Annotated in this window: 23 protein-coding genes and 3 tRNA genes; 10 read left to right on the forward strand and 16 right to left on the reverse strand. The window is 34.3% G+C overall.

Features of this window, described 5'->3' with window-relative positions; all coding sequences use genetic code 11:
- The gene (locus tag BUB89_RS10335; protein ID WP_073244722.1) at positions 1-399 is read left to right on the forward strand and encodes a response regulator; all 399 of its coding nucleotides are present in this window, start codon (positions 1-3) and stop codon (positions 397-399) included.
- Between the two features lie 237 nt (positions 400-636).
- On the opposite strand, the gene rpsT is transcribed toward BUB89_RS10335, so the two are convergent.
- From rpsT to proS, 5 genes are all read right to left on the reverse strand, one after another.
- On the reverse strand, positions 637-888 hold the full coding sequence (gene rpsT, locus BUB89_RS10340) for a 30S ribosomal protein S20 (protein ID WP_073244725.1): 252 nt from the start codon (positions 886-888) through the stop codon (positions 637-639).
- 40 nt (positions 889-928) lie between these two features.
- Positions 929-1,000, reverse strand: a tRNA-Glu gene (locus BUB89_RS10345).
- Between the two features lie 44 nt (positions 1,001-1,044).
- A tRNA-Glu gene (locus tag BUB89_RS10350) sits at positions 1,045-1,116 on the reverse strand.
- Between the two features lie 47 nt (positions 1,117-1,163).
- Positions 1,164-1,235, reverse strand: a tRNA-Glu gene (locus BUB89_RS10355).
- 96 nt (positions 1,236-1,331) lie between these two features.
- The gene (gene proS, locus BUB89_RS10360) at positions 1,332-2,810 is read right to left on the reverse strand and encodes a proline--tRNA ligase (protein ID WP_073244727.1); all 1,479 of its coding nucleotides are present in this window, start codon (positions 2,808-2,810) and stop codon (positions 1,332-1,334) included.
- 101 nt (positions 2,811-2,911) lie between these two features.
- Between proS and BUB89_RS10365 the strand changes: the two genes are divergently transcribed.
- The 5 genes from BUB89_RS10365 to BUB89_RS10385 all read left to right on the forward strand — a co-directional run bounded on the left by BUB89_RS10365 (position 2,912) and on the right by BUB89_RS10385 (position 8,371).
- A complete protein-coding gene (locus BUB89_RS10365; RefSeq protein WP_073244729.1) occupies positions 2,912-3,832 on the forward strand; it encodes a hypothetical protein in 921 nt (306 codons plus the stop codon).
- A gap of 21 nt (positions 3,833-3,853) precedes the next feature.
- Entirely contained in the window at positions 3,854-5,389 is a 1,536-nt protein-coding gene (locus BUB89_RS10370; RefSeq protein ID WP_073244731.1) for an OmpP1/FadL family transporter, read from the forward strand.
- Between the two features lie 226 nt (positions 5,390-5,615).
- Positions 5,616-6,929: a 30S ribosomal protein S12 methylthiotransferase RimO gene (gene rimO, locus BUB89_RS10375; RefSeq protein WP_073244734.1), complete on the forward strand. Its 1,314-nt coding sequence runs from the start codon at positions 5,616-5,618 to the stop codon at positions 6,927-6,929.
- A gap of 31 nt (positions 6,930-6,960) precedes the next feature.
- Complete coding sequence (locus tag BUB89_RS10380; RefSeq protein WP_073244736.1) at positions 6,961-7,437, forward strand: hypothetical protein; 477 nt, start codon at positions 6,961-6,963, stop codon at positions 7,435-7,437.
- A 31-nt stretch (positions 7,438-7,468) separates the two neighbouring features.
- Entirely contained in the window at positions 7,469-8,371 is a 903-nt protein-coding gene (locus BUB89_RS10385; protein ID WP_073244739.1) for an N-acetylmuramoyl-L-alanine amidase, read from the forward strand.
- 256 nt (positions 8,372-8,627) lie between these two features.
- Here BUB89_RS10385 and BUB89_RS10390 read toward each other — a convergent pair whose 3' ends face one another.
- Positions 8,628-9,629, reverse strand: coding sequence for an outer membrane beta-barrel protein (locus tag BUB89_RS10390; RefSeq protein WP_073244741.1), 1,002 nt, complete (start codon positions 9,627-9,629; stop codon positions 8,628-8,630).
- Positions 9,630-10,145: 516 nt separating this feature from the next.
- Entirely contained in the window at positions 10,146-12,350 is a 2,205-nt protein-coding gene (locus BUB89_RS10395; protein ID WP_073244744.1) for a B12-binding domain-containing radical SAM protein, read from the reverse strand.
- 149 nt (positions 12,351-12,499) lie between these two features.
- Here BUB89_RS10395 and BUB89_RS10400 point away from each other — a divergent pair, with 149 nt between their 5' ends.
- Complete coding sequence (locus BUB89_RS10400) at positions 12,500-16,567, forward strand: DUF7948 domain-containing protein (protein WP_159434574.1); 4,068 nt, start codon at positions 12,500-12,502, stop codon at positions 16,565-16,567.
- An 80-nt stretch (positions 16,568-16,647) separates the two neighbouring features.
- Here BUB89_RS10400 and BUB89_RS10405 read toward each other — a convergent pair whose 3' ends face one another.
- Entirely contained in the window at positions 16,648-17,928 is a 1,281-nt protein-coding gene (locus tag BUB89_RS10405; RefSeq protein ID WP_234982623.1) for an MFS transporter, read from the reverse strand.
- Between the two features lie 105 nt (positions 17,929-18,033).
- Between BUB89_RS10405 and bshC the strand changes: the two genes are divergently transcribed.
- Both bshC and BUB89_RS10415 read left to right on the forward strand, forming a co-directional pair.
- The gene (bshC, locus tag BUB89_RS10410) at positions 18,034-19,623 is read left to right on the forward strand and encodes a bacillithiol biosynthesis cysteine-adding enzyme BshC (RefSeq protein ID WP_073244749.1); all 1,590 of its coding nucleotides are present in this window, start codon (positions 18,034-18,036) and stop codon (positions 19,621-19,623) included.
- A 97-nt stretch (positions 19,624-19,720) separates the two neighbouring features.
- Complete coding sequence (locus BUB89_RS10415) at positions 19,721-20,140, forward strand: nucleoside-diphosphate kinase (RefSeq protein WP_073244751.1); 420 nt, start codon at positions 19,721-19,723, stop codon at positions 20,138-20,140.
- Positions 20,141-20,251: 111 nt separating this feature from the next.
- Here BUB89_RS10415 and BUB89_RS10420 read toward each other — a convergent pair whose 3' ends face one another.
- Together BUB89_RS10420 and BUB89_RS10425 are read right to left on the reverse strand one after the other, a co-directional pair.
- Positions 20,252-20,548: a DciA family protein gene (locus tag BUB89_RS10420; protein WP_073244753.1), complete on the reverse strand. Its 297-nt coding sequence runs from the start codon at positions 20,546-20,548 to the stop codon at positions 20,252-20,254.
- Positions 20,529-20,969, reverse strand: a complete 441-nt coding sequence (locus BUB89_RS10425; RefSeq protein ID WP_073244755.1) for a lipocalin family protein — start codon at positions 20,967-20,969, stop codon at positions 20,529-20,531. The genes BUB89_RS10420 and BUB89_RS10425 overlap by 20 nt, the downstream gene beginning before the upstream one ends.
- A gap of 253 nt (positions 20,970-21,222) precedes the next feature.
- Here BUB89_RS10425 and BUB89_RS10430 point away from each other — a divergent pair, with 253 nt between their 5' ends.
- Entirely contained in the window at positions 21,223-22,290 is a 1,068-nt protein-coding gene (locus tag BUB89_RS10430) for a serine hydrolase domain-containing protein (protein WP_073244758.1), read from the forward strand.
- A gap of 10 nt (positions 22,291-22,300) precedes the next feature.
- On the opposite strand, the gene BUB89_RS10435 is transcribed toward BUB89_RS10430, so the two are convergent.
- The 6 genes from BUB89_RS10435 to BUB89_RS10460 form a co-directional block, all read right to left on the reverse strand.
- Entirely contained in the window at positions 22,301-22,720 is a 420-nt protein-coding gene (locus BUB89_RS10435) for a hypothetical protein (protein WP_073244760.1), read from the reverse strand.
- A 208-nt stretch (positions 22,721-22,928) separates the two neighbouring features.
- The gene (gene ftsY / locus BUB89_RS10440) at positions 22,929-23,882 is read right to left on the reverse strand and encodes a signal recognition particle-docking protein FtsY (protein ID WP_073244763.1); all 954 of its coding nucleotides are present in this window, start codon (positions 23,880-23,882) and stop codon (positions 22,929-22,931) included.
- 126 nt (positions 23,883-24,008) lie between these two features.
- Entirely contained in the window at positions 24,009-24,161 is a 153-nt protein-coding gene (locus BUB89_RS10445; protein ID WP_073244765.1) for a DUF4295 domain-containing protein, read from the reverse strand.
- Positions 24,162-24,234: 73 nt separating this feature from the next.
- Positions 24,235-24,417, reverse strand: a complete 183-nt coding sequence (gene rpmG, locus BUB89_RS10450) for a 50S ribosomal protein L33 (RefSeq protein ID WP_016988713.1) — start codon at positions 24,415-24,417, stop codon at positions 24,235-24,237.
- Positions 24,418-24,447: 30 nt separating this feature from the next.
- Complete coding sequence (gene rpmB / locus BUB89_RS10455; protein WP_035660225.1) at positions 24,448-24,684, reverse strand: 50S ribosomal protein L28; 237 nt, start codon at positions 24,682-24,684, stop codon at positions 24,448-24,450.
- Positions 24,685-24,759: 75 nt separating this feature from the next.
- Positions 24,760-26,013, reverse strand: a complete 1,254-nt coding sequence (locus BUB89_RS10460; protein WP_073244767.1) for a competence/damage-inducible protein A — start codon at positions 26,011-26,013, stop codon at positions 24,760-24,762.
- Between the last annotated feature and the right edge of the window lie 15 nt (positions 26,014-26,028).

A 26,028-nucleotide genomic window follows, 5' to 3' on the forward strand; every position in this document is an offset into this window, starting at 1 on the left:
ATGTTAGATTTAATTCTATGCGTCGATGACGACCCAATAACACTTATGTTATGTAAAAAAGTCATAGTAAAAGCTTCTTTTTCTAACAACATAATCACTGCAAAAAACGGAGAGGAAGCATTAGAATATTTCAATTCTATTCTAAACAAAGAAGAAAACAAACTTCCCGAATTAATTTTCCTGGATCTTAACATGCCTGTAATGGATGGATGGGAATTTCTTGACAGCTTTAGCACTGACAAATACTCCGAAGTAAATTCAACTAACGTAATTATACTATCTTCAACAATAGATCCTGAAGATCTTGAAAAATCAAAAAAATACCCAATGGTGATTGACTTCTTATCAAAACCAATTACAACCGATATGCTGACTTATTTAAACACTAAACTGAGTTAATCTTAAAATCTATATCTTTCTTTTTTTTTTCGAAAATACAACACATGAGCCAGCTACAACATTAAGCATACACGCTTTTACTTTTTTCCGAAAACAAAAGGCACGGACAGCTATAACAACTTTTACCCCAAAAGAAATGCTGATTCATTAAAAACTGTACCCACTTCAAAATAGCGTATAAACAAAAAACCCTTTCTGTTTAGAAAGGGTCGTTGTATATATCAAAACTGTATTTTATTACAATTTATTTACAAATTTAGTTAACTTAGATTTCAAGTTAGAAGCTTTATTATCATGGATAATATTCTTTTTAGCTAACTTATCAATCATAGAAATAACATTTGACAATTTAGAAGTAGCATCAGATTTATCAGTAGCTATTCTTAACGCTTTGATAGCATTACGAGTAGTTTTGTGTTGATATCTGTTTAACACTCTTTTCTTTTCGTTACTTCTGATTCTTTTTAGAGCTGACTTATGATTTGCCATTGTATTTTATCTTTTATCTTTTTTACTATATCTTTTCTTGTAGTCCGTAAGGGAATCGAACCCCTGTTACCAAGACGAAATCTTGGCGTCCTAACCCCTAGACGAACGGACCAATATTCCTCTAAGTAAGTTTCAATCTGTTTCAAGATTAACTTGTAGTCCGTGGGGGAATCGAACCCCCCTTACCAGGATGAAAACCTGGCGTCCTAACCGATAGACGAACGGACCATAATTCCTTGTTTTAAGTCAGGAATTGTATTTCAATATTTCATTTGTAGTCCGTGGGGGAATCGAACCCCCCTTACCAGGATGAAAACCTGGCGTCCTAACCGATAGACGAACGGACCGTGCTTCACATTATGCTTAGCATTTCTGTATTGCGGTTGCAAAGATACAACTGTTTTTTAATTGCGCAATAGCTGAGACAAAAAAAATTATTTTTTTTAATATGCTTTAGCAAAAAACACTCTTTTAGTTGATGGATTCCCAGTAAACACGCAGCTTCCCGCTTCCTCCACTCCATCCAAAGGAATACATCTTATGGTTGCTTTTGTCAACTCCTTAATCCTCTCTTCTGTCGCTGCAGTTCCATCCCAATGTGCTGATACAAAACCACCTTTGTTCTCTAAAACTGCTGTAAACTCATCAAAACTATTTACCTCAGTAATATGCGTTTCTCTGTAATTGAATGCTTTATTAAACAAATCGGACTGAATTTGCTCTAATAAACCGCTAATAAATTCAGCAATTCCTTCTTTAGGCTTCGATTCTTTAGTCAAAGTATCTCTTCTGGCTACTTCATAAGTTCCGTTTTCAATATCTTTTGGTCCAACAGCAATTCTTACCGGAACTCCTTTCAACTCCCATTCTGCAAATTTAAAACCTGGTTTTTGCGTAGTTCTGTCATCAAATTTTACAGAAATTCCCAGCTTACGCAAATCAGCAATTAATTTATCTACTTCGGCAGTTATCTGAGCCAATTGCTCATCCGTTTTATATATAGGAACAACAACAACTTGTATTGGCGCCAAATTAGGAGGCAATACCAATCCCTGGTCGTCAGAATGTGTCATCACTAAAGCTCCCATCAATCGGGTCGAAACCCCCCAGGAAGTTCCCCAAACATATTCTTGTTTTCCTTCGGCATTCGCAAATTTTACATCAAATGCTTCCGCAAAATTTTGTCCTAAGAAATGAGAGGTTCCCGCCTGCAATGCTTTTCCATCCTGCATCAAAGCCTCAATACAATAAGTCTCTTCAGCACCGGCAAAACGTTCCGTTTCTGTTTTTAATCCTTTCACAACAGGAATTGCCATAAAGTTTTGTGCAAAATCAGCATATACGTTCATCATTTTCTCTGACTCTTCAATAGCTTCTTTTCTTGTTGCATGTGCCGTATGCCCTTCTTGCCATAAAAACTCTGCAGTTCTCAAAAACAAACGCGTACGCATTTCCCATCTCACCACATTAGCCCATTGGTTAATCAATAAAGGCAAATCTCTATAGGATTGCACCCATCCTTTATAGGTAGACCAAATAATAGCCTCACTTGTAGGACGAACAATAAGTTCTTCTTCCAGCTTAGCATTAGGGTCAACCATTAATTTCCCGGGTCTGTCCGGATCATTTTTTAATCGGTAATGTGTTACCACAGCACATTCTTTAGCAAAACCTTCGGCATTTTTCTCCTCGGCTTCAAACATGCTTTTAGGAACAAACAAAGGAAAATAGGCATTTTGATGTCCTGTTTCTTTAAACATTCTGTCTAACTCAGCCTGCATTTTTTCCCAGATAGCATAACCGTAAGGTTTAATGACCATGCAGCCTCTAACTCCTGAATTTTCGGCTAAATCAGCTTTTACAACCAGCTCATTATACCATTTTGAATAATCTTCTGATCGTGTAGTAAGGTTCTTACTCATATTGAATAGTTTGGCACAAATTTTGTTTTGTTTTATTTAACTAAATAGTTTGGCAAAACTAACTATTTTTGTAATGTCCAACAATAAAAAACACAACAGATATGAAAACTAATATTTTTCCAAAAACAAAAAATTACCTTTATATTGGATTGCTAAGTCTTTTTATGATCTCTTGTGGTTCTTATCAAAATAGTTCCTATTATGAAAGTGATGGAATATACGGCACCTCAACCGACAGAAATGTAGAAAGAAGAAATACTAATTCTGATAATTACTATAAAGATTATTTTAGTGCTTTACAAGACGACAGTCAATCTTCTGAAGTTATAACAGATATTGACAAATACAGCGATTTTGACTCCGTTGATAACGATTCTTATACAGGTTATGCCGGCTGGGGCGATAACCAAACCGGGACTATCGTGAATATTTACCCAAATTACTGGGGAATGAATTCCGGATTTGGCTGGAATAACTGGGGATGGAACAACTGGGGCTGGAATAATTGGGGAATGAATTACGGTTTTGGATGGAACAACTGGGGATGGAACAACTGGGGAATGAATTATGGTTTTGGATGGAACAACTGGGGCTATAATAACTGGGGCTATAATAATTGGGGTTGGAACAACAATTACTATTATAACAGACCTAACTACTCTTCTTATACTCCAACGAGAAGAAGATCTGTAAGCAACTCTACCAATTACTCTTCAGGCAACAGAACCTACACTCCAACGAGAAGTTACTCTACCGACCGTGTTAATTCACGCAGAGCTACATTTACTAATCCAAGAACCTACAACAGAAACAGCAATACAAATAGTACAACTACTACCAGAAGATCAGCTACACAAAATACTACTACCAGACAACAAAGCAATTATTCAAGAAACGAAAGCTACACACCTTCCAGATCTTACAGCAGCCCATCAAGCAATAGCGGCAGTAGCGGACGTTCTTATGGCGGAAGCAGCAGCGGTGGCGGAAGCTCAAGATCATCCGGAGGAGGCAGAAGATAATAACCATTTAAAACCTACACAATGAAAAAATACCTATATTTAATCTTAGCAGGGTTTACATTTAGCGCTGTACAATCTCAGGAATTAGTAGATGCTTTAAGATATTCGCAGGATAATCCCAACGGTAGCGCACGTTACAGAGCCATGAGCGGTGCTTTTGGAGCATTAGGAGGCGATTTATCTTCATTAAATGTGAATCCAGCGGGTAGTGCTGTTTTTAATAATAACCAACTTGCTTTTTCTTTTAGCAATGTAGATACTAAAAATAAATCCAATTATTTTGGCACTAACATGACCGGAAAAGACAATTCCTTTGATATCAATCAAGCCGGAGCTGTGTTTGTTTTTAACAATCGCAGTCAAAGCAATTGGACTAAAATAGCATTAGCCATAAACTATGAGCAAACCAACAATTTCAACAACGCTATAATTTCAGCAGGCACTAATCCAACTAATTCTGTTGGTGATTATTTTTTATATTATGCTAATGGCGATTCCAGAAGAAATCTGGCAGCTGTTCCATTAGGCACCATTCGAAACTTCGATTACTATCAATTAGACTATGTTAAACAACAGGCTTTTTTAGGCTACGAAGGCTATCTGATTAATCCGGTAACGGAAGACGACAACAATACACAATACACCACCAATGTACCTGCGGGAGGCAATTACTATCAGGAAAACACCATTACTTCAGAAGGATATAATGGAAAACTTTCTTTTAACGCAGCCACTTCATACAAAGACAAACTGTATCTGGGACTAACCTTAAACTCTCATTTTACTGATTTCAGACAAAACACCTTGTTTTATGAAGATAATGATAACGCTAATAACAATATCGTTGACTTAATAAACACCTCTTTTGAAAATGAAATTTATACGTACGGCTCTGGATTTTCATTCCAACTGGGAGCTATAGCAAAATTAAATGAGGAAGTACGCTTGGGACTTTCTTATGAATCCCCTACCTGGAACAAATTTAATGACGAAGTAAGACAAAATCTTTTTTCTACAATTCAAAATTACGAAAACAACAATAATCCTAATGAAGAGGTTATAAATCCAGATTCATTTCAAACAACAATATACGACACTTATAAATTAAAAACACCCGGTAAAATCACAGGAAGTATTGCTTATGTTTTTAACAAAAAAGGATTAATCAGCTTAGACTATGGCTATAAAGATTACAGTAGTATAGAATATTCCATGGAAAGAGACACCAGAAACCCTTATATTAATTCAGATATCTCAGAACAATTAAGAGGAGCTTCTGAAATAAGATTGGGTGGAGAATACAAAATTGAAAGATTAAGTCTGAGAGCCGGTTATCGTTTTGAAGGAAGTCCTTATAAAGACAAAACTACTGTGGGTGATTTAAATGGATTTTCAGCAGGTTTGGGTTATAATTTTGGAGGCACAAAAGTGGATCTTTCTTATGCTTACGCCAAAAGAAATTCGCAACAAGGCTTTTTTAGCCAGGGTTTTAAAGATGGAGCCAGTATCGACGCAATCAACAACAGCGTTTCTTTATCCCTATTATTTGAACTGTAATTACTGACAAAATAATTTGAAGAATTACCGTCTTGTCCTTAATAAACAAGGCGGTTTTTTTTAGCCCTGATGGCAGCGGCATCCTTTCCTGCCTCCCGAAGCCTCGGGAGTGGCAGGAAAGATACAGCGAACAGCAGGATTAGCTCCTGAAAACCGTACTAAAACATAGTCAAAGTAATATTCTTTGAATAAAAAACCGTAATTTTGCACTCCAATTTACAAATATATGAGAACCAAGTCTTTAAAAAAGAACAAAATAAACGTAATTACCTTAGGGTGTTCAAAAAACATATATGATAGTGAGGTATTAATGGGACAGCTTCGCGCCAATGGAAAAGAGGTAGAACACGAGGCTCCTGTTGAGAGAGAAGGAAATATTATTGTTATCAATACTTGCGGTTTTATTGACAATGCTAAAGCAGAATCAGTAAATATGATTCTGGAATATGCCGACAAGAAAGAAAAAGGTTTGGTTGACAAAGTTTTTGTAACAGGATGTTTATCGGAAAGATACCGACCTGATCTGGAAAAAGAAATCCCGAATGTTGATCAGTTTTTTGGAACTACAGAGCTTCCTCAACTATTAAAAGCGCTGGGAGCCGATTACAAGCATGAATTACTAGGAGAACGTTTAACAACAACTCCTAAAAATTATGCGTATTTAAAAATTGCTGAAGGCTGCGACAGACCGTGCAGTTTTTGTGCTATTCCTATTATGCGTGGAAAACATGTTTCGCAACCTATTGAAAAACTGGTTAAAGAAGCCGAAGGTTTAGCCCGAGACGGAGTAAAAGAATTAATACTGATTGCTCAGGATTTAACCTATTATGGTCTTGATATATACAAAAAACGAAATTTAGCGGAACTTCTGGAAGCCCTGGCAGCTGTTGAAGGAATCGAGTGGATTCGTTTGCATTATGCCTTCCCTACCGGTTTCCCAATGGATGTTTTAGATTTAATGAAACGCGAACCTAAGATTTGTAATTACATTGATATTCCGTTACAGCATATCTCTGATTCTATTTTAAAATCAATGCGTCGCGGAACAACTCAGGCAAAAACAACCCAATTATTAAAAGATTTCAGAGCAGCAGTTCCCGGAATGGCTATTCGTACAACTCTGATTGTAGGGTATCCCGGAGAAACGCAGGAAGATTTTGAAATTCTGAAAGATTTTGTTCAGGAAATGAAATTTGACCGCATGGGATGTTTTGCTTATTCTCATGAGGAAAATACACATGCTTACTTACTGGAAGATGATGTTCCGGATGATGTAAAGCAAGCCCGTGCTAATGAAATTATGGAATTACAGTCGCAAATTTCATGGGATTTAAATCAGGAAAAAGTAGGACAAACATTTAAATGCATTATTGACAGAAAAGAAGGAAGCCACTTTGTAGGCCGCACCGAATTTGACAGTCCAGATGTTGACAACGAAGTATTAATAGATGCTTCTCAATTTTATTTGAAAACAGGTGATTTTGCAATGATTAAAATTACTGAAGCAACAGAGTTTGACCTTTACGGAGAACCAGCATAAAATTTAATTTTAGCTTTTAAAAAAAATAAACATGAACAAGACACAATTTATTTTTGTATTAACGTTTATATTATTATCCATTAATACAACTTTTGCACAATACGGATATGGTAATGGTTATGGCAACGGTTACGGAATGGGGAGAAACAGCATGGGAATGAGCCAAATGGATCAAACACCATCAAAACCTAAGGAAATTCCGGTTGAAGTTACTGTTGGTAAAATAATGGAAAAACTAAAACCTGAATTAAACCTGGATGAGTTACAAACTATTGCTATTGGAAATGTTTATACTGACATTATCAAATCGCAAACTGCCATTATGAAAAATGAAAATTTAAGTCAGGCAGATAAATCAAATGAAATAAAAGCTCTTTTTGAAGTAAACGAAAGAAAAGTAAACGAATACCTGAACGAAGAGCAGAAACAAAAATACAAAGCGCTGAAAGAAGATCGCGGAACGAACAAAAAAGAGAAAAAGAAAAAATCAAAAAAGGAAAACAATTAGTTTTCCTTTTTTAATAAAATAGCTTTAAAAAATGAATAAAAATCTTAGTTATTTAATCACTGCTGCAATTATCACATCCTGCTCCACAAACCCTTACAAAAAGAGTGAGAAGGAATATTCTACCAAATTAAAATCCTTACAGGTTGAAATGGCGGTCAAAAAACCAGAACCGCTACCTGCAGTTGACAAAGTTGTAATAAGTATTGACAGTGCATATTCTAAACAATTGTACACTTTTAAAGACAGTATTTTTAAAACAGGATCAACCCAATTAGATAATGGGATTCATACCGAATGGATTAGTACAGTAAATTTCAATCTTCGCAAGCCTAATTTTATTATCATTCATCATACTGCTCAGGATTCTGTTCAGCAAACAATCAATACATTTACAAAAGAAGCCACTCAGGTAAGTGCCCATTATGTAATTGCCGATGATGGTCATGTTGTACAAATGCTGAACGATTATTTACGTGCCTGGCATGCGGGAATAGGTTCCTGGGGAAAAAATACGGATATTAATTCGGCTTCTATCGGAATCGAATTAGACAATAATGGTATCGAACCTTTTTCTGAGGCACAAATAACAAGTCTTATGGCATTATTAAGTAAATTAAAAAAAGACTATAATATTCCGGCTCAAAACATTATAGGTCATTCTGATATTGCTCCTACCCGAAAAAAAGATCCAAGTGCACAATTTCCATGGAAAGTATTAGCCGAAAATGGTTTTGGAATATGGAAAGATGATATACTTCCCTTAGCTCCATTTGATTTCAATCCTGAATTAGCCTTGCGAATCATCGGCTATGATACTACGAATTATAATGCAGCCATTACCGCTTTTAAATTACACTATATGCCTGAGGAAGTAAATGCTGTTTTAGATCAAAATACCATCAATACCATTTACTCTATTTATCTAAAGCAATAATTAAACAAAACATAAAACCTATTAAAAAGTCTTTGCAGCTCAGTCAGGCCACAAAGACTTTTTTAATTCCTTATAAATAAAAAAGTTTATTGAAACCATATTCCAATAAACTTTTACAACATCTTATTTTATACTACATCACAGTCTTTTTATACATATTGTTGACTATTAAATAAAAAACTGCCAAGACCTTTAAAAAGAATCCTGGCAGTAAAAAAAATTATATTTTTAATCTCAATTTGAAATTTAGTTATTCTTAGAATCCGTAAACTAATGCTACTGAAACTTGTGAAGCAGATTTAGTTGGAGCCATATCAGAGTCAACAAAATACTCATCTTTACCAGAATCCAATCTGAATTCAGGAATTACAGTCAATCCACCTGATTTTAAATTAGCTGATAATGTAAAAGCTGTTACTGATTCATCTCCTGAACCTTCTTTGAATTTAAAGTACTCTCCACGTAAACCTAAACCAAAGTTTTCAGTTATTGCTACCGATGGATACAATGCAACACCTGAGTAACCAGTATCACCATCATTTGAGAAGTCAGCAGCATTTAAACCTAATTTGAATTTGTCTGATAATTGAAAAGCAGCAGTCAAGTCAACGATAGTACCGCTTTCAGAACCATCCATAAAGTTAAGGTAAGCACTTACACCTTCAGCCGGAGCTAAAGACAATTGAGCTCCAATTGCGTTTAATCCTTTAAATGGATCAGCAGAGTAGAAATTCCAAGAGCTATTAAAACCACCTATCATCAAACCTACTTTATCAGAGAATGCATAGTTTGCTTTAACTCCTGCATTTTGAAATGGTCCATTAGTAAACAAGTAAGAAGTTGAATAGTGAAAATTTCCTACTGGTGAAATTACTTCATATCCAATAAAAGTTCCCATATAACCTGCTGTAAAGCTTAATTTATCTGTTGCTGCATAAGTAGCATACAAATTTTGGATATGGAAAGAGTTTCCATCAGTATCATCTCCATTTGGAATTGATTGGTATTGTCCTCTTGGTCCAAAAGAAACCTCACCCACGAAAGAAGTTTTACCAGTTGTTTTTTTCAAAGCAATATCAATCATCCCCAAAGACACTGAATTTTGATCTGTTGCAAAACTTGTCGGAATATTTGCTGTTTTTGAAAAATCATATTTGTAATAAAGATCAGCAGAACCTGAAATTTCCAAAGGTGTGTCTTGTGCAAATGTCATGCTTCCTGTCAGCGCTAAAGCTAAAATAAAAATTACTTTTTTCATGTTGAATTTTGTTTTGGTTATTTAAATTATTTTTACTTAAAAAGGAATATTAACATATTATTCTCAACATTTAACATGTTTTTATCCTTTTTGTTGAAGCAAATTTATCAACTTTTATTTTTACAGAAATGAAATAATAGAACTTTTTGTCGATTTTGTCGTCGAATTATTAAAAATTGCAATTCAAATAAAAAAAAATACATTTTCCTTATTTTTCAATATCAAAAAAATGATTATTCTCATGTTTAAAAAACACATACCCTATAAAAAACACGCCTAAAATCATAAATACACCCAAAAAAACTTATAAAATTCAAAATAACACCATTCAAAAACAAAACAACCCCCTTAGAAAATAGGGGTACATCCAAAATAAAAACAAAAAACCTTAAAATAAAATCATTCATAAACAACAAAACCTCCCAAAAAGGAGGTTTTATATAAAAAACACAAATAAGGATAACGATTAGACCTTAAGTGAAGCAAAAAAGTAGAATTCTAAAAATGCTTTTTCTACTATAAGATTAAAAGTCCCGACTCTCGGAGTGTATTAATAGCTTTTGAATACCAGAATAACTCAAAATCCTCTAAACGTAATTCAAAATCAGCTTTCACTTCCTGAAAAGTATAAATTTTAGTATTCGAAACAGTAATCTTTTCTAATATAGCCCTCAACCACTCCCCCTCAGCTTTATTGGTTTGAATAGTGAAACTTTCTTTCTTATCATGAAAAGTTAGTGCGAGCATTTCCCAACTGTTTCCTTTTTTAGATTTTGTAAAATATTCAGTAAAGGGTTTTCCACCCAGCCAAACTACTTTTGCCGTTGGTTTAATATTAAAATTCGGTTCATCCTGTATGGCATCATATATAAAGTCGGCTGAAATTGTTGTTTTAGGAATTTTAAAATCAAACCATTCTTGTAATTCAAAATCAAAACAGATACCATGCATATAATTAAAGAGGGATTTTTTAAGTCCAAAACTAAACTTATCATGATCAATACCTGTTGCATCTGTATAATTAATATCATTATTAGCAAAAGTACCAATAGCTTCGGTTTCTTTAACCACGCCAAATTTCTCCGGATACAAGCCTACAGGACTATGTGCCGTCATGGCAAACTGATGCCAAAATCCCGATTGCAAAATTCCGGCTTCAAATAACTGACGCACCATTTCGAGACTATCTACTGTTTCCTGAACCGTTTGTGTTGGATAACCATACATTAAATAAGCATGTACCATAATACCTGCTTCAGTAAAATTGCGGGTTACACGTGCCACTTGTTCTACCGTTACCCCTTTGTCAATCAATTTCAACAATCGGTCAGAAGCTACTTCAAGCCCTCCTGAAACAGCGATACACCCGGAAGCTTTTAATAACAAAGCTAAATCCTGTGTAAAACTTTTTTCGAATCGAATGTTGGTCCACCAGGTCACCGAAAGTTTTCTCCTAAGAATTTCCAGTGCCAATGCCCGCATTAATGCCGGAGGAGCTGCTTCATCTACAAAATGAAATCCGTTCTCTCCCGTTTGCAGGATCATTTCCTCCATTCGATCACACAATAAACTGGCAGCAACAGGTTCATATACCTTAATATAGTCTAATGATATATCGCAAAACGTACATTTTCCCCAGTAACATCCGTGTGCCATCGTCAATTTATTCCATCTTCCGTCACTCCACATACGATGCATCGGATTCACAATTTCGATAACCGAAATGTATTTATCCAACAACAAATCCGAATAATCAGGGGTTCCTACTTGAGATTGCTTATAATCCGGTTTCGTAGAATTGTTTTTATAAACTACTTTTCCGTCTTCTAATAAAAAAGTTCGTTTAAAACTGACTTCGACAGGCTCAGTCTGACTGATGGATTGAACTATTAATTCAATTGGAACTTCGCCATCATCTAATGTAATATAATCAAAAAACTCAAAAACCCGTGCATCCGAAAGCGAACGCAATTCGGTATTAGGGAAACCGCCACCCATAGAAATTTTAATTTCCGGATAATGCAATTTCACCCATTGTGCACTTCTAAAAGCTGCATACAAATTCCCCGGAAAGGGAACAGAAACCAGAAATAATGTTGGATTGATTGTTTCAATTCTTTCTTTCAGAATCGAAAGAAGTAGATTATCTATATAAGTAGGTTCTTGTTGTAAAGCTTCATATAATTCATCAAAAGAATTGGCACTACGTCCTAAACGCTCCGCATAACGACTAAAACCAAAATTAGCATCCACACATTCGACAATAAAATCAGAGATATCTTCCAGGTACAAAGTCGCCAAATGTTTTGCCTTATCCTGTGTTCCCATCGTACCAAAAGCCCAATCCAGTTCCTCTAATTGTGCAAAACGGGAAGCTTCCGGCAAATAATCTTCCTGACAAATCTGCAAAGCCAAAGTGGGATTCTTTCCTTGTAGAAAAGCAATTACCGAATCTATAGTTTTAATATATTCATCCTGCAACGCATAAATACGTTTTGAATTATCTGAAATCTCTTCAACCTGAAACTTTAAACTTGCCACTTGAAACAAATTTTGAAGTCCTTCTTTCGAAAACAATTTCAAAATCACCTCTATCCCTAAATCAGCCTGAACCGATTCGATTTCTTTTGTATTTAGAAAGCCTTTGATATAGGCGGTTGCCGGATACGGTGTATTCAGTTGTGTAAAAGGCGGTGTGATAAGGAAAAGTTTTTGCTTCAAAATGATACTATTTTGGTACAAAAATAAGGGATAATTTTAGTTTCTGTTCTAGTAGGGATTGAAAGTTAATAAAGCTTGACTTTCGATTAAAAGAATAAGAAAGTTTGAGCGTATTTAATTACATTTGAAAACTGAAACAAAGGATGAAAATGAGGCTCAACTACTTTATACTTTTAATACTTATTGGAATAAGTTCAATTGCTCAAAACAAGAACAATTCCATTGGGTTTAAAGAAAACAAAGGTCAAATTACAGATCAAAATGGAAAACCCAATAATGCCGTAAAATTTCTTTTGAATACGAATGGATTAAATGTACAATTGAAGCAAAATGGTTTTTCGTATGACATCTATGAAACTAAAAAAATCCCTGTAAAACATCGTATCGAAGAAAATAACTCAATTTCATCAATAGCAAAAAATGATAAAAAAGTACCTGATTATAATTTGGAATATACTTTTCATCGGATTGATATTGATTTTGTAAATTCAAATCCGCATGTAGAATTAATTTCCAATGAGGAATCTAAAGACTATGATAATTACTATAATGTCCCTGATAAGCCCGAAGGCATTGTCAATGTACATCAATACCAGCAAATTACCTACAAAAATATTTATCCAAATATTGATGTCGTTTTCTCCATTCCAAAGGACAGTTCAAAAGCGGTTGAATACAACTTTGTAGTACATCCAAATGGAAAAATTTCAGATATTCAATTGAAATTTAATGGCGCCAAAACAGAATTAGTTGATAATAAAATCAAAATGCAAGTTCGTTTTGGTGAAATGGAAGAAATTCTACCTGCCAGCTGGACAGAAGATGGAATGACAAAGAAATCAATTCATGTAGGTTATAAAAAAATCAAAAAAAATGTTTATGGATTTAATACCTCAAATTCTGTAAATGGAAAAACTTTAATTATTGATCCTGTTCCTGTGAGGCTTTGGGGGACATATTATGGTGGAGAAAAAGGTGATTATTCAACTGATATATGCAATGATAGTTATAATAATGTATATATTTCTGGATATACTTGGAGTACATCAAATATTGCGACAACTGGTAACTTTATCGATTATTATTATGCTCCATTTTATGGTGATGGTTTCATTACAAAATTTAATACTGACGGAATCAGACTTTGGGGGATTTACTATGCTGCCATACCTGAAACTATAAAAGTAGATACAAACGGAAATTTATATTTCACTGGAGGAGTAGATGTAGGTCCAAATATTAATAACTCACTAGTTGCTACTAATAACTCACATCAACCACTATCTGCTGGAAATTATAAAAACGCATATTTAGTTAAATTAAATCCACTTGGAACTAGAGAATGGGGAACTTTTTATGGTGGAGACCTTATGGATATTGGCTATGATATATGCTTTGATAAGCAAAATAACATTTATCTAGTTGGTTTTGCTATGAGTTCAAACAACATTGCAACAGCTGGTTCACATCAACCTATTCATGCTGATGATTACTATGGTGATGATGGTTTTATTGCAAAATTTACTCCTCAGGGACAAAGAATTTGGGGAACTTATTTTGGAGGAAAAAGAGATGAACAAATTTTATCTTCAAACATATCTGATGATGACTATTTATATATTACAGGAACCACAAGTAGTGATGAGGCAATATCTACAAATAATACTAAAACAGGCTACAATGCAGGAATGATTGCAAAATTTAACTTAGACGGTCAAAGAATTTGGGGATCGTATTTTAATGGTACAACAAGTTGCACGATAAACAAATCTACATTAAAAGGTAATTATTTATATATCTCAGGAATAACAAATAGTCATAATAATTTGAATAGCACCAATACATTTAATGAGAATTTTATGGATCTCCCAATGAATTTTGGGTTCAGTAGTTATATAGTTAAATTTGATATTAATCTGCAAAACCAAGTTTGGGGAACTTATTTTGGAGAAATAATCCAAGATATAGCAATTAACTCAAAAAACAAATTGATTTTTGAAGGAGTTACAAGTATGACTAATGGAATTGCAACAGCAAATGCTTATTCTACATCGCCACAATATGGTGATGCATATATGATAAAACTTGATGAAGATGGAAAAAGAGAATGGGGAACCTACTATGGAGGTAACGGTAGCGAAGGACTAAATGGAGCTTCAGATGTTAACAATAAAATATCTATAGATAACTTAGATAATATTTATTTAGTTGGTAATACACAAAGTACATCTGGCATTTCAACTCCAAATGTACATCAGGAAAATTACTCTTTAAGTCCATCTGGTGGATTACAAGATGTATATTTAGCCAAATTTCAAGATTGTCTTTCAAATCCAATCACATCAAGCAACTCCCCAATCTGTATTGGAAACAATTTAGAACTTAAAGCCTCCGGCGGAACAAATTATTTATGGACAGGTCCAAACAGCTTTACATCTACCGAACAAAACCCAATAATAATAAATGCAACTGCTCAAAATAGTGGACAATATAGTTGTTTAATAACTGGAACGGGAGGCTGTGATGATACTAAAACTGTAGATGTAATCGTTGGAGACGTCGAAGCTCCAGTTCCTGATCTTACCACTTTGCCAACAATAACAGGAGATTGTAATACAACTGTAGCTAATGGCCCAACCGCAACGGATGCTTGTGCAGGAGTTATTAATGGAACAACAACTAATCCATTAAGCTATAATTTACCTGGTACCTATACGATAGTTTGGAATTATAATGATGGAAACGGAAATAATGCTACTCAAAACCAAACTATAACTATTACCAGCCAAGCGCTTCCTACTGTAACTTCTCCCCAAACTTTCTGTTTTAAACAAAACGCAACAATTACTGATATCACAATTGCAGGACAAAACATAAAATGGTACGATGCGTTGACTAATGGAAATCTACTTTCTACTACAACTTTGTTACAAAATAATACTACTTATTATGCTTCGCAAACCCTAAATGGTTGCGAAAGCGAGAGAGTCGCTGTTTTAATTACTATTCAAAACACTTCAATGCCAACTGCCACTGCAAATCAGTCGTTTTGCAGTGATTCAAATCCGACAATTGCAAACATTCAAATAACCGGAAATCAAATTAAATGGTATGATGCTTTAAACAATGGTTCTTTGTTAAGTGAAACAACTTCTCTTGTCGATGGAGTAACTTATTATGTTTCGCAAACCGCAAATAACTGTGAAAGCGAAAGATTAGGCGTTAGCGTTTCAATTGTAAATACACCTTCGGCTCCAACAGCAAATGGAAATCAATTTTTTTGTAAAAACGAAAATGCAACATTAGCTGATATCCAAATTACCGGACAAAATATAAAATGGTACGATGCTAATTTTGCCGCAGCTGTTTTACCTAACACCACTTTATTAGAAGATAATAAGACCTATTATGCTTCACAAACTATTGGGTGCGAAAGTGACAGAATCCCAATTTTAATTCGAGTCTATAATACTCCATTACCTACAGCAAATAAAAATCAGCAATTTTGTATAGCTGAAAATGCGACTATTGCCCATCTTTCTATTACAGGTTCTAATATTAAATGGTACCAGGATGCTGCCAATGGAACTGTTTTAGCAGAAACGACTTGGTTAGAAAATAACAAAACCTATTTTGCTACACAAACAGCTAACAATTGCGAAAGTGAAAGACTTGCCATTACTGTAAAAATTCAGGATACTCAAATTCCAATTGCCAATTCACCTCAGATATTCTGTATTCAGGAAAATGCAAAAATTAGTGATATTGTCATTACAGGTCAAAATGTAAATTGGTTCGAAAGTGCGTCGTCTTCAATAAATATATCCGAATCCACATTACTTGAAAACGGAATTACCTATTATGCTTCAGAAACTATAAATAATTGTGAAAGTGAGCGAATTCCGGTTGCCATAAATATTCTGGAAGCCACTACCGGAGACTGTATTAATTTTGTAGACGAACTACCCTATCCAAAATTCTTCACACCCAATAATGACGGATACAACGACACCTGGACCATTGATTTTGCCTACTTAAAACCGAATACTGGAATTCAAATCTATGATCGTTATGGAAAACTATTAAAAGTTTTATTACCCAATTCAGCTTGGAACGGACAATTCAACAGTCAAGAACTTCCCGCAACCGATTATTGGTTCGTTGTAACCAGAGCAAACGGGCAAGAATACAAAAGTCATTTTAGTTTAAAAAGATAATCTTAAAAAACAAAGGGCTCAACGTTTTATTAACTTTGAGCCCTTTGTTGTAATTTTCGTGAACTTGGTGTTTAAAAAATTTAAAACTTATGCTCCTGCTTACTTATTACCAATAAAGAAATCAATGATATGCAAGCAGCAATAGTAAGATAGATTCCTACTGAAGCAATACCAAAACTATCAGATAATTTAATGGCTGCCATTGGTGCAAATGCAGCACCTAAAATCCCTGCCAAGTTAAACGTCAATGAAGCACCGGTGTAGCGAACAGTTGTTGGGAACAATTCAGATAAAAAAGTCCCTAACGGACCATAGATAAATCCCATTAGTGACATTCCCAAACAAACAAAAAAGGTGACTAAAACTATATTGTGTGTGGTTAAAAAGAATGAAAAGAAGAAACCAAAAACAGCTATAGCAATAGTTGTGTAAATTAACATTTTACGACGACCAATTTTATCGGCTGCCAAGGCAGAAATAGGAATAAAAACAGCAAAGAACAATACGGAAAACAACTGAATTAATAGCGCTTCTTTATTGGTAAAACCTAAACTCTTTGTATTCCAGTTTAAAATAAAAACCGTCATCAAATAAAACACTAAGAATGTGGTAACTGCTGCTAAAGTTCCAAAAATCAATTGATTTTTATACAATTTAAAAACAGTTACAAAAGGTACTTTTACTTCTTTTTGTTCTTCCTTTGAGTTTTCAAAAGCAGGTGTTTCGGTAATTTTTAATCGAATATAAAAACCTACAATTACCAGTAAAGAACTTGCAATAAACGGAATTCTCCATCCATAATCCATAAAATCCTCGGCACTCATACTGTCTGTTAGCAGTAAAAATGTCCCTCCTGAAAGTATTAAACCTATTGGTGCACCTAATTGCGGAAACATTCCGTACCAGGCACGTTTGTGTGGCGGTGCATTTTCAATAGCTAACAAAACGGCTCCACCCCATTCGCCACCTAAACCTACACCCTGACCAAAACGACATAGCATCAATAATATAGGAGCTAAAATTCCAATACTGGCATAACTGGGTAAAAAACCAATACTCACCGTAGAAATTCCCATAGTCAGCAAGGCCACAACTAAAGTTACTTTACGTCCTATCTTATCACCATAATGACCAAAAACTGCCGATCCTAATGGCCTTGCCAAAAAGGCAATAGAAAAAGTAGCCAGAGATTCTAAAGTAGAATTAGTGCTACTGGCACCCGGAAAAAACAATTGAGGAAATACTAAAACCGCAGCATTAGCATAAATATAGAAATCAAAAAACTCTATGGTTGTTCCTATTAAACTCCCAAAAAGAACGTGTTTTAAAGAATTTATTTTTGCAGGCTGTTCTTTCATCATCAAGAAATTAGGTTTAAAATCGTGCAAAAGTCTTCCTTATTTTTGAAAGCTACAAATATTTAGTTCCAATATTTTTTGGTAATTTTACTCAAAACAAATTCTAACATGCCCAACGACTGTATCAGCTATCAAAAATCAGGATATTTTTCTCCTTTGATGAATGATTATTTAGATCAAAATCCAAAATTACAATCCTTATATCATCGCTTTCCAAGTATTGAAAACTTCGAAGCTCAAATTGCCGAGAAACAAACTACTTTTAACAGTAGCCATAGAAATAGTTTAGTTTCTGTTTTGCAAAAGCAATATGCTGAAATCGAAATTTCACAGCTGACCCAGCAAAATATTGAGTCTTTAAAAGTAGAAAACACCTTTACAGTAACTACGGGACATCAATTAAATCTGTTTTCGGGACCCTTATATTTTCTGTATAAAATCATCTCTACTATTAATTTAACTACTGAATTAAAAGTAAAATATCCGGCTTATAATTTTGTGCCTGTATATTGGATGGCGACCGAAGACCATGACTTTGAAGAAATCAATTATTTTAATTTCAGAGGACGAAAATTCCGCTGGAACACAGCAAGTACCGGACCTGTAGGAAGACTTTCTACCGAAGGTTTAGCCGATTTTTTTGAAATATTCGAACAAGAGTTAGGTCACAGTACCAATGCAGAAACTTTAAAAAAATTATTTGAGGATGCTTATTTAAAACATAACAAACTGGCTGATGCTACGCGTTATTTAGCCAATACTTTATTTGGCGCTCATGGTTTGATTATTATTGATGCCGATGAAGCCGATTTAAAACAGCATTTTGCACCCTATATCAAGGAGGAATTACTACAGCAAACAGCCCATAAAAAAGTAACAGAAACTACCGAAAAACTTAGCGCATACAATATTCAGGTAAACCCACGCGAAATCAATTTGTTTTATATCGAAGACAATTTACGTGAGCGTATTGTTTATGAAAATGGCAAATACATTGTAAACAATACTAAACTCGAATTTTCAGAAAGTGAAATTTTAGCTTTAGCTGACAGTAATCCTGAAAAATTCAGTCCTAATGTAATTATGCGTCCGCTTTATCAGGAAGTTATTTTACCTAATCTTTGCTACATCGGCGGAGGCGGAGAAATCGCTTACTGGCTCGAACTGAAATCATTTTTTGATGCCGTAAAAGTGAGTTTCCCAATACTTTTAGTACGTAATTCGGTTCTTTTAGTTACTGAAAAACAAGCTAAGAAAGCCAGTAAATTAGATTTAAGCTGGAGTGATTTATTTTCGAAACAAATTGATTTGGTTAATGCTAAAGCAAAAGTACTTTCGGAAATAGATATTGATTTATCTGCGTTAAAAAACCAACTGGAATCGCAGTTTAGCATCTTACACGAAATTACAGCAAAAACAGATCCTTCATTTGCAGGAGCGGTAAAAGCACAAGAAACAAAACAATTAAAAGGACTTGAAAATCTGGAAAAACGCTTATTAAAAGCACAAAAAATAAAATTAAAAGACACTTTGTCAAGAATAACCGATTTGCAAAACGAGTTATTCCCGAACCAAAGTTTACAGGAGCGTCAAGCCAATTTTTCAGAATTCTACATAGAAAGCGGAGAGCTGCTGATTAACAAACTTATCGAAAAATTAAAACCGCTTGAACAAAGTTTTGATATAATTACATTATAAAATTTAACAAAAAGTGCTGTTTTAGGATTATTTAATCTTAAATTCTACAGACTTTCTATTTAAAAAAAGCTACATTTATAAAAAAGAAATTATAAAAATGACAACCAACAGAACTTTCACAATGATTAAACCCGATGCTGTCGCTAATGGACACATTGGAAACATACTTGCAATGATAACGAATGCAGGATTTAGAATTGTATCTTTAAAATTAACCCAGCTTACTGTAGCCGATGCTCAGGCTTTTTATGCAGTTCATGCACAAAGACCTTTTTATGGAGAACTGGTCGATTTTATGTCCAGCGGTCCTATTGTTGCAGCTATACTGGAAAAAGAAAATGCTGTAGCTGATTTCAGAACACTAATTGGTGCTACAAACCCGGCTGAAGCTGCCGAAGGAACTATCCGTAAATTATACGCCACTTCGATGGGAGAAAATGCCGTTCATGGCTCTGACAGTGATGAAAATGCAGCAATTGAAGGTAATTTCCATTTTTCAGGAAGAGAGCAATTTTAGTATTCAGAACACAGTTTGCAGAAAGCAAATGAAAATCTATAAAAAAATCCAGTCTCGTTCCAAAAAACGAGACTGGATTTTCTTTTTTATCTAAATTATGCGTTCTGAAAATTATCTCAACACCACATCTTTCACCACATCTCTACGCAATTCTTCATTAATCATAGCTACAATCTTTGATTTTCCGTGGCTTAATTCTTCCCGCAATACTGATGATGTCAATTCCACATACAAAGTACTGCCTTTCAAAACTACATTTCGGGTATAACTATTCACACCATTACCCATTAAATTATGCCAGGCTTCTTTCACATTAATCCCATCCATTCCTGACTGCAATTTATTAACCTGAATAATTTGCTTCAGCACATCACCTATCGTACTTTGATTATTTAGTCTTTTTGCCATCTTCTAATAAATTAATTGGTCCTGCTTTTTTATACTCGTACTCATTATTCTGATCATTTTTTAGTACCATTTCATCATCCGATAAACGTATTAACTCCTCAGTCCATTTTGCGTAAGCGGTAGTATAATCTAAAAAAACCTGTTCGCCTTTAAAACGTACTTTTACATTTTCAAAATCATCATTAAACAAAAAAGTTCCATTAAATTGAGGTCTGACCTTTCGACGAATACCCTTATTATTGGCAATTTGAAAATAATCAAAATTCTCATTCATTTTGTATTCCTTATCCGCCCCTTCTTTAAAAGTCACCTTCTCAATTTCCCAGTAACCATTTATTTTTTTTATATCTTCAGGAGTTATTTTTTGCTGGCAAGACACCAAAAACAAACATAAAAAAAGAATCTTTAAACTATTTTTCATTATAAATTTATTTTAAAAGCCATTTCCTGCTGTACGCTGTATCTTTCATGCCAGTCCCGAGGCTTCGGGAGGCATAAAAGGATGACTCCCGAGACTTCGGGATCATCAGGGCTAAAAACCGGGACAAAAATACGTTTTGTTTCTCAAACAAAGTTAAGCGTATTAAAGTTAACTTAGCTAAAAAATAAAAACCAACTTAAACTATTTTATATATTTTTGGTCTTAAAGGAGTTACATTTAAAATTGTCAAATCATGTACAAAACACTTTTTTATCTGCTGAGTTTTTTTCTGTTTGTCAATTGTAGTCCTGATTCAAAACCCGACACAACCACTACAGAAAACAGTTATTTTCCACCACTTACAGGAAATAATTGGGAAACAAAATCTATTAGTGACTTAGGCTGGAATCAGGAAGCAGTTCAGCCCTTATTAGATTATTTGGAATTGAAACATTCAAAATCTTTTCTGATTTTAGTCAACGGACACATTGTAATGGAAAACTATTTCAATGGTCATTCGGCAACGACTAATTGGTATTGGGCAAGTGCCGGAAAAACACTCACCACAGCTCTTACAGGAATTGCTGAGCAGGAAGGCTACATCAATACCAACAATAAAGTTTCTGATTACCTTGGAACAGCATGGACAGCAGAACCTCTTGAGAAAGAAAATTTAATTACTTGCAAACACCTGCTAACTATGACTTCCGGAATTGAAGATATCGCTAATGGCGATGCTGTAGCTCCCGCAAGTCTTACCTACAAAGCGGATGCAGGAACGCGCTGGGCATACCATAATGTCTATGTAAAACTACAAGATGTAATTGCTCAGGCTACAGGACAAAGCTGGAACACTTATTTCAATTCAAAACTGAGGGATAAAATCGGGATGAATGGTGTTTGGCTGCCATTAGATAATAATAGTGTGTATTTCAGTACTACGAGAAGTATGGCACGTTTTGGCTTATTAATGCTAAACAAAGGAAAATGGGAAAATAACGTGATTCTCAATGAATCTTTTTTTAACGCAGCTACCACAACTTCGCAAAATCTTAATCTTTCCTATGGTTATTTATGGTGGCTAAACGGAAAAAGCAGCTACCGTTTACCACAAAGCCAACTGCAATTTTCAGGAAGTATTATCCCTGACGGACCTAATGATATGTTTATGGCTCTTGGAAAAAATGACCAAAAAATCTATATTATTCCAAGTAAAAAAATGGTAGTCATCAGAATGGGAGATGCAGCTGACAGTGTTAATCCTGCCTTATCAGACTTTGATAATACACTTTGGCAAAAAATAAATGCTTTGTACCAATAATCAAATGGTATTAATTCGCCAATTGATTTACAACTTCTTTCTTAGCATAGACTTTATACCATCGTTTGCTCATCCATATTAAAAATACAAACAAGCTACAATTGAATATACCTATAAAAAGATGGGTGCTGTTATTAGGGAAAAGGAGAATAAAATCATGTCCTTTGATGGTAGCAGAATAACTGGAGACACAAAATGGAAATAAAAAAAGTCTAATTTTAATCCATATATCTTGCTTAATTCCTTGTTGAGAAGTGGATAAAATAAGAGCAAAACCTATTATAAAAGAAATTCCCACTGCACTTGCCCAAAGTTTTAATGACGGTTCGAAGTAAATGAACATCATTGAAAAATACCAAATAAGATAACACCACAATATTATCTTTGGAGTTTTCATATTCAAAACATATTTAAAAGCAGTCTTTTTCATAGACCATCATTTATAAACAAAGACTTTTCTGGTATTCTTATTTGTTATTAATCCTTTTTTTAAAACCTAAAACAAATAGTAAAACACCTGTAATCAATAAAATATAGTACAAAATCAAAAATTGTTCCCTAACCAGATTAGCAATCACAAAACAAACTACACTTATCATATACAGATAAATGGGAGCTATATTTTTAAACATATTATTTTATTTAAAGAAACTATCAATAAATTCAAATTTATTAAAGACTTGCAAATCCTCAATCCCTTCACCTACTCCAATGTACTTTACAGGAATTTGAAATTGGTCTGAAATTCCAATAACCACTCCTCCTTTAGCCGTTCCGTCCAGCTTAGTAACTGCCAGAGAAGTCACTTCAGTTGCAGCAGTAAATTGCTTGGCTTGTTCGAAAGCATTTTGACCGGTAGAACCATCTAAAACTAATAATACATCATGTGGAGCATCAGCAACCACTTTTTGCATTACCCTTTTTACTTTAGATAATTCATTCATTAAATTCACTTTATTGTGTAAACGTCCTGCCGTATCAATAATTACAATATCAGCTTGCTGAGCTACCGCCGATTGTAAAGTGTCAAATGCTACCGAAGCAGGATCAGAACCCATATTTTGTCTTACAATTGGCACATCAACTCTATCTGCCCAAATTTGTAATTGGTCAATTGCAGCAGCTCTAAAAGTATCGGCTGCACCCAAAACTACTTTGTAACCTTGTTTTTTAAACTGATAAGCCAGTTTTCCAATAGTAGTGGTTTTCCCAACGCCGTTAACTCCTACAACCATTAAAACATAAGGTTTTACATTTACCGGAACCACAAATTCAGTTGCTTCGCCGGTATTGGTTTCAGATAATAAAGCAGCAATTTCCTCCTGAAGAATCTGATTTAATTCGGCTGTACCTAAGTATTTATCTTCAGCAACACGATTCTCTATACGGGTTATTATTTTTAAGGTAGTATCAACCCCTACATCCGAAGAAACAAGTATTTCTTCTAAGTTATCTAAAACATCATCATCAACTTTAGACTTTCCAACAATAGCCTTGCTTAACTTTGAAAAGAAAGTGGTTTTTGTTTTCTCTAAACCTTTATCTAAGGTTTCTTTTTTTTCTGAAGAAAATATTCTTTTAAAAAAACTCATCGTATATACAGTATTAATAACAAGAAGATTAGTAAATAAACGTTCCTGCTTTATTTAAAGGTAAATATAGAAAATAAAAAAGCTACTTCCTGAAGAAAGTAGCTTTTCTATATATGCTTATATGAATTATTTCTTTTTCAAGAATTCATCAACTAGTTCAGGTGCTAATATCGTTTCTACGAAAGTATAAGCGCCAGTTTTTGGAGATTTCACCATTTTGATGGCTTTTGATAATCTCTTAGAAGATGTTTGTAACGATGCTACGGTTTTCTTTGCCATGACTAATTATTTGTTTATTTAAATTTTACATAATCTTCAAATGTAACCATTTGAGATTTTATAAAATCTCTAATTATTTAATTTCTTTGTGAACAGTTACTCTCTTCAATACAGGGTTGAATTTTTTAATTTCCAATCTGTCCGGAGTATTTTTTTTGTTCTTTGTTGTTATGTATCTTGAAGTACCTGCAACACCTGAAGTTTTGTGTTCAGTACATTCTAAAATTACCTGGATTCTATTACCTTTCTTTGCCATCTTGCTATATATTTATTTAGGAAATAAAGATTATTTAATAAATCCTTGAGACTGTGCTTTTTTCAAAACAGCGTCGATTCCATTTTTATTAATTGTTTTTATCGTAGATGCTGCTACTCTAAGAGTAATCCATCTATCTTCTTCTGGAAGATAAAAACGCTTTTTAACTAAGTTTACAGAAAACTTTCTCTTAGTTTTGTTCATAGCGTGAGAAACGTTATTTCCTACCATCGCTCTTTTACCTGTAAGGTCACAAACTCTTGACATTATACTTATATTTTATATTCGTTATTCAAAATCAGGGTGCAAAGAAAAGAAAAATAAACGGTTCAAACAAAAAAATTACAATACATTTTTAAAAATTTCTTTCTTTAACATTTCTAAGCTTTTAATCAACGCTCTATCTATCACTTTTTCACGGGGTTGACCAAAATTAAACTCCTCTACAATCACCTCATTTGGCGTAGCTAATGCTATAAAAACACTTCCTAATTCGGCTTTTTCAACTCCTTTTGAAGGACCTGCATTTCCGGTTGTAGCAATAGCATAATCAGTATTCATTATTTTTTTTACATTCAACGCCATTTCCGAAGCTACCTCAGCACTTACAACAGTGTGTTTTTCTATTGTTTTTTCTGAAACCCCAAGTACATTTACCTTTGTCTCAGTTGCATAAGAAACCACACTTCCTTTAAAATATTTTGAAGCTCCTGCAACTGATGCTAGACTTGCCGCTATCTGACCACCTGTGCAACTTTCGGCTGTTGCAATTGTTTTTTCCTCTTTTGTTAAAAGTCGACCCACCACAACCTCAATTGTTTCATCTTCATCAAATCCTACAATAATATCATGGATTATCGCATCTAATGACGCCACATAAGATTCAATAGCTTGTTCTAACAATTCCTTATCTTTTCCTCTTGCCGTAAGTCGCAAACGCACTCTTCCCGGAGCAGGTAAATAAGCCATTTTTATAAATTCAGGCAAACTATTTTCCCACTCTTCAATTCTTTCGGCAACCATACTTTCCCCTTGTCCATAGGTTAAAATGGTTTTATGCATAATATACGGGCGGTTGTATTCCTGAACTACTTTTGGAATAATTTCGTTTTCTACCAAATATTTCATTTCAAACGGGACACCAGGCAGCGAAACAAACACCGTATTTTCTTTTTTCATCCACATTCCCGGAGCGGTTCCCACCTGATTGTGTAAAACTGTACAGCGCGATGGAACCAAAGCCTGATCTTTATTAATCTGGGTAATGGTACGTTTATAAAAACCTTCAATTAATTGGGTAACATGTTTTAAAACAGCCTGATCAACAACCAATTCATCATTAAAATAATCGCAGAATGTTTTTTTAGTGACATCATCTTTTGTTGGCCCAAGTCCGCCGGTAATGATAACCAAATCTACCTTATTCTGTAATTTTGCAAAAGTATCCAGAATATGCTGTTTATCATCCGTTATCGAAATCATCTCATTGATCTCTACTCCTATTTTATCGAGTGCTTTTGCAATAAAACCGGAATTGGTATCAATAATTTGTCCAATTAAAATTTCATCTCCTATAGTAACAATGGTTGCTTTCATTTAGTAATCTGATAA

Source organism: Flavobacterium flevense (assembly GCF_900142775.1).
In the GTDB taxonomy this organism is placed as follows: domain Bacteria; phylum Bacteroidota; class Bacteroidia; order Flavobacteriales; family Flavobacteriaceae; genus Flavobacterium; species Flavobacterium flevense.